Annotated in this window: 5 protein-coding genes; all 5 read left to right on the top strand. The window is 43.8% G+C overall.

Annotated features, from left to right (window positions below):
• Positions 1 to 178: 178 nt before the first annotated feature.
• The 5 genes from AACT21_RS06120 (at position 179) to cobO (ending at position 5,273) form a co-directional block, all read left to right on the top strand.
• Positions 179 to 727, top strand: coding sequence for a sigma-70 family RNA polymerase sigma factor (locus AACT21_RS06120; RefSeq protein WP_088717986.1), 549 nt, complete (start codon positions 179 to 181; stop codon positions 725 to 727).
• Positions 720 to 1,445: a DUF3379 domain-containing protein gene (locus tag AACT21_RS06115; RefSeq protein ID WP_013857248.1), complete on the top strand. Its 726-nt coding sequence runs from the start codon at positions 720 to 722 to the stop codon at positions 1,443 to 1,445. Before AACT21_RS06120 ends, AACT21_RS06115 begins: the two co-directional genes overlap by 8 nt.
• A gap of 245 nt (positions 1,446 to 1,690) precedes the next feature.
• Complete coding sequence (locus AACT21_RS06110) at positions 1,691 to 2,962, top strand: outer membrane protein transport protein (protein WP_176430208.1); 1,272 nt, start codon at positions 1,691 to 1,693, stop codon at positions 2,960 to 2,962.
• Positions 2,963 to 3,263: 301 nt separating this feature from the next.
• Positions 3,264 to 4,538, top strand: coding sequence for an outer membrane protein transport protein (locus AACT21_RS06105; RefSeq protein WP_026028225.1), 1,275 nt, complete (start codon positions 3,264 to 3,266; stop codon positions 4,536 to 4,538).
• Between the two features lie 129 nt (positions 4,539 to 4,667).
• The gene (gene cobO / locus AACT21_RS06100; protein ID WP_026028813.1) at positions 4,668 to 5,273 is read left to right on the top strand and encodes a cob(I)yrinic acid a,c-diamide adenosyltransferase; all 606 of its coding nucleotides are present in this window, start codon (positions 4,668 to 4,670) and stop codon (positions 5,271 to 5,273) included.
• Positions 5,274 to 5,337: the final 64 nt, after the last annotated feature.

The following is a 5,337-nucleotide window of genomic DNA, read 5'->3' as shown; positions in this document are numbered from 1 at the left end:
GATTTATTCCATACTATGAAATTAAAAAGCCGTCGACGCTTGAATTGATGTTACCGAACAACTTGAACGGATCGAAAGCGAACGAATACGCGAAGCGTTCATCGCAAGACGACCATAAAATGGCCTAAACAAAGAAGAAATCACAGAGCAAACGGAGACTCATGTGTCGATAATAACCATGTTTGGAAAGAAAAAGTCCAGCAGCCCGGTCAATAGTAATATTGACAGACAGAGAAAATATGAAACGCTTGTGCGTGCTTATCACCGAGATCTTTTTCGTTATGCCTATTGGCTATGTAAAGATAAAAGCATTGCTGAAGATTTAGTCCAAGAAACCTGCTTGAGGGCTTGGAAATCTCTCGATAGTTTGCTCGACGAGAAAGCGGCCAAATCGTGGCTTATAACTATTCTTCGTCGCGAGAACGCGCGCCGCTTTGAGCGCAAGCAGTTTGAGTTGGTCGATATTGATGACTACAGCGGTGACGTAAAAGTCAACGATGATCCTCATCATCAACAAGAGTGGTTGCAGGCACAGATAATGAAGCTGGATATTGAATACCGCGAACCTCTTTTCCTACAAGTCATTGGTGGTTTTAGTGGTGATGAAATTGGCGAGATCCTCGAACTCAATAAGAACACGGTCATGACTCGTCTGTTTCGAGCTCGTAATCAATTAAAAGAACAATTGGATTCATCAGAAGCGTATAAGGGGCAGCAAAATGGATGAATTAGAATTTCGCCGCCGAGTTATGTCCGATCCAAAACAGCATGACCAAGAGATTATCCAAGCGGCATCCACTAGTGATACTAATCGTCAGTTCCTAGAGGACATATTGAGCTTAGATGCAACGATTGCTACTGCAATGAATGTAGACGTCCCTGACGATCTCGCAGACCGTATTCTATTTAGTCAAACCACAATGGCAAGCAATGTCATCCGCCCTACTTTTGCCAAGCAAGCGATGACATTGGCTGCATCGATTGCTTTTGTGTTTGGTTTATTGGTTGGCCAAATCAATTGGCGAAATGTGCTCATTCCACCAGCGCAGGCAAGCCTAATGGACACCGCCATCAAACACGTCATTGATGAAGAAGGCTTTGTCAACCAACTGGATGAACAAGTGAATTCAACGCAGATCAACGCCAAAATGCTGCCATTCGCTTATCAGTTAAGCAGTAACTTCCCTTACCACGTTTATTACCTAAACCACTGTGGGTTTGGCAAGGCAAACGCTCTGCACATGGTTTTTCAAGGTGAAAGCGGGAAAGTGACGCTCTTTTTAACAGGCATTGCCAGTGAACAAGCCGTGAACTTTAATGAGCAAGGCATGGCAGGAATCATCGAACCCGTCGGTGATGCTAGCCTGATCCTTGTCGGTGAAAATGGCGAAGATGTCACGAACATCGCTAAAAAACTAATGCCTATGCTAAAACCTTCCCATTAAAACCATTCCTGGCCTGTATATAATGCAGGCCAGGTTTCCTAGACAAAAGTAGAGCTTAAACTCTATAAATAAGCATTTTCCGCCTTTTTCCTGCCAAATAGACATCATTTCTGCAATTTTATCATTCAATTAGACAATGGTCGGATTTCTATCTTCTATACTTGCCTCTAGTATCAGCCACCAATTGAGCATTTGCTCAAAAACAACGTCCATTAGAGGCGATGAAATCAAAAAGGAAAAGCACCATGAACAAGACGCGTCTGTTTAAAAAATCGTTACTTGCCGTAACGGTAGCTCTCGCTTCACAACAAGCACTGGCAGCGGGCTTTCAGCTCAATGCACAATCTGCGACTGGCCTAGGTCGTGCATTTGCTGGTGATGCTGTTATTGCCGATAACGCATCGGTGATGGCTCGTAACCCTGCCGCAATGGCGTTGTTTGATGAAACCTCACTCTCTTTGGGCTTTGAATCCATCACAACGATGATTGATGTCAAAGATGCTAAATACAACGGTGTATCAATTTCTGACGTTGATGATGTAGGCGGAACATCTATTGCCCCTAACATTCACCTAATAGTTCCAGTCAATGACCAATTTGCTTGGGGCGTTAACGCTTATACAAATTTTGGCACAAAAACAGAATTTTCAGATTCTTATCCAGCATCAGAATATGGTGGTTTAACGGACGTTAAAAGCTTTAACTTTGGACTCGCAGGCTCATACCGAATAAATGAGCAACTTAGCTTTGGGGCAGGCTTAGACTTGATTTATGGTCAAGGTACGATGCAGCGTTATGCTAGTGCAACCTTAGCAGCTGGGTTATCACAGAAATTCCAAACTACCATTCCGGCAGGAACAGCTTTGCTAAATGTTGATAAGGCCGATGGCTGGGCGGTCGGGTTTAATTTAGGTACGGTATATGAATTAGATGAAAATAATCGATTTGGCTTCGCATATCACTACAGCCCTGAATTTGAAGCCAAAGATGATTACGGACAAAAAATCGTTCTTCCACTACCTGATATAGCAGAATTCTCTGGTTTTCATAAAATCAAGGATACACAGTTTGCAGTCCATTATAGTGTGCAATGGATTGGCTGGAGTGCATTTGACCAAATCGACTTTAAGAACCTAGACTCTTCACAATCACCTATCGCCTCTATTTTAGCTGGCGGCGGCGTTTATGGTAAAGAGTATAAATGGCAAGATGGTTGGCACTATGCGATAGGTGGAACTTACTACCTAAACAGCGATTGGACTTTACGTGCTGGTTATATGTATGACACCAGCGCACAAGATTCTTTAACTTCAGTCTCAGTGCCAGACTCAGATCGCCAATGGCTCTCTGCTGGTTTTACTTACGAAGTTGATGAGCGATCTAATGTAGACTTTGGTTTCACTTACCTACTTGGTAAGGATGTGCAAGTGACTGAGAATTCGGCTGGTACTGTTTTGACGGCAACGACTCACGCAGATGCAATCCTAGTCGGCTTACAATATAGCCGCAGCTTCTAAGCGCAACGTTTATTAGCATAGCGTCAATAAAGGGCTGGTTTTCCAGCCCTTTTTAATGCTTGTAATATCGTCTCCTCGCCTAATTCAGCTAACAACTGTACCTTTTGGGCCTTAAACCACACTACAAGTGTTCGCCAAAAATCAGAAACACTTTCATAACAAGCAGAGTATTACGCTTATAATTAAACCTTTAATGGATTTTAATTTCAAAAACAACAAATTCACTGCTTTATATTTTTAAAGTATTCGCTCTAACCTTAAAATTCCCACACCGAATTCAAATATTTCAGCGAACATTATAATGAAATCAAATAAAACTCTTCTTTCACTCGCAGTGGCATGTGGACTGTTCAGCGTATCGAATGCATCTCAAGCGGCCGGTTTCCAATTGGCAGAATACTCTGCAACGGGCCTTGGGCGTGCTTACGCCGGTGAAGCGGCTATGGCTGATAACGCCAGTGCACAATGGCGTAACCCTGCCATGCTGACTTATTTGAAAGGTACGCAAATTTCTGTTGGTGCAATTTACGTTAATCCGAATGTTGATGTGAATGGAAAAATCAACGGCGCATTAGAAGCAAGCTCAAATGACTTCGCAAATGATGCCGTCATCCCCAATTTTTACCTCTCACATCAAGTGAACGATAAAATGGTACTAGGTTTAGCACTCGGTACTAACTATGGCATGGAGACCGAACTTGACCGTAATTTCAGCGCGAGCCACTTTGGTAATCAAGCGATGGTTAAAACAATGGAAGTCAATGCCAACATCGGCTACCAACTCACTGATGCGGTTACCGTTGGCGGTGGCATTCGTTATGTGATTGGAGAAGGCCATTTCGGTGCGACCTCTCCGGCTCAAACTAAGCCTCTTCCACAAGGTACAACACTAAAGTACATGGAAGGTGAAGATAAAGCTTGGGGTTGGCAAGTGGGTACGGCATGGCAGATCAATGATAGCAATCGCATAGGCTTTACTTATAAATCCGAAGTTGACCTAAAGCTTACTGGCACAGCGAATATATTTTCGAAAGAATCGGGCAAGGTAGTGAATGATACAGGTTCAATGATGCTCACTATGCCTGCCACCGCTGAACTGGCTAGCTACCACCAACTAAGTGAACAGTTGGCACTACATGCCAGTATTAACTGGACCGATTGGAGCAGTTTCGAAAAGCTTGAAGCGGATTTAAACACTCTTGGCTCGGTGATGGTTAAAGAAGAAAACTGGGAAGACAATTACCGTTTTGCTCTGGGTGCGACTTACCAAGTCGATGCAAAATTAGCACTGCGTACAGGCATTGCTTACGATATGGCGGCAGTTAACGATAAAAACCGTACCATTACCATCCCTGAAACTGATCGAACTTGGTTAAGCGTTGGTGCGGAGTATGCCTTCACGGAACAATTCACCGTAGACACTGGCTTTACTTACATTTTTGCCAAAGATGCCAACATTGTGGAATCTCGTGGTTATGCTTCAGATGATGCAGCGCAAGCCGTTGGAGGCCAATTTTCTGGTACAACGACGGGTAATGTTTGGCTTATCGGCGCACAAGCCAATTACCGCTTCTAAACTCATTAGAGATACTCCCAGAGGCCAGAGCACTGCTCTGGCTTTTTTATTCCTTGTAATTTCGATGGTTTTTGCTACCGAGTAGTTGAGCTATGATAGCGGCAACGCTATTAATGAACAGGATTGAGCATGTCGACTGAAGAAATTAAAAATGAACGCCATAAAGCGAGACAACAGAAAGTAAAAGAGCAAGTCGATGCACGAATTGCCGCGGCCCAGCAAGAGAAAGGGTTATTATTGATCATTACCGGAAATGGCAAAGGGAAATCTACTTCAGGTTTTGGCACCATTGCGCGCGCTGTAGGCCACGGTTTGAAATGTTCGGTAGCTCAGTTCATTAAAGGAACCTGGGAAAACGGTGAACGTAATCTGCTTGAAAAACTGGGCGTCGAATTTCAAGTCATGGCGACGGGCTTTACTTGGGAAACGCAAAATAAAGAAGCCGATACCGCAGCAGCGCAAGGGGTTTGGCAAGAGTGCAAACGCATGCTTAAAGATGAGTCGATTGATGTGGTGTTGTTTGATGAGCTGACCTACATGGTGAGCTATGGCTATATCGAATTAGACGAAGTGATTGAAGCCTTAACAACACGGCCAACAATGCAGTCGGTGGTGATCACGGGCCGAGGAGCACACCGCAGCTTGATTGAAATCGCCGATACGGTGTCGGAAGTCAAAAATGTGAAACACGCCTTTGAGTCGGGCATCAAAGCACGAAAAGGCATCGACTGGTGATAAAAAAGCCTCCTCTAAATTGAGGAGGCTTGATCAATCATAATGAAATCAACCCAGTAAATTA

Origin of the sequence: Vibrio sp. V08_P9A1T1 (genome assembly GCF_963874405.1) — a bacterium.
Lineage (GTDB): Bacteria > Pseudomonadota > Gammaproteobacteria > Enterobacterales > Vibrionaceae > Vibrio > Vibrio anguillarum.
This window is presented reverse-complemented; position numbering and strand designations above follow the sequence as displayed.

Excerpts from the sequence above, each read along its gene's own strand:
- AACT21_RS06120 (WP_088717986.1), top strand. The coding sequence starts at position 179 with ATGTTTGGAAAGAAAAAGTCCAGCAGCCCGGTCAATAGTAATATTGAC.
- AACT21_RS06115 (WP_013857248.1), top strand. The coding sequence starts at position 720 with ATGGATGAATTAGAATTTCGCCGCCGAGTTATGTCCGATCCAAAACAG.
- AACT21_RS06110 (WP_176430208.1), top strand. The coding sequence starts at position 1,691 with ATGAACAAGACGCGTCTGTTTAAAAAATCGTTACTTGCCGTAACGGTA.
- AACT21_RS06105 (WP_026028225.1), top strand. The coding sequence starts at position 3,264 with ATGAAATCAAATAAAACTCTTCTTTCACTCGCAGTGGCATGTGGACTG.
- cobO (WP_026028813.1), top strand. The coding sequence starts at position 4,668 with ATGTCGACTGAAGAAATTAAAAATGAACGCCATAAAGCGAGACAACAG.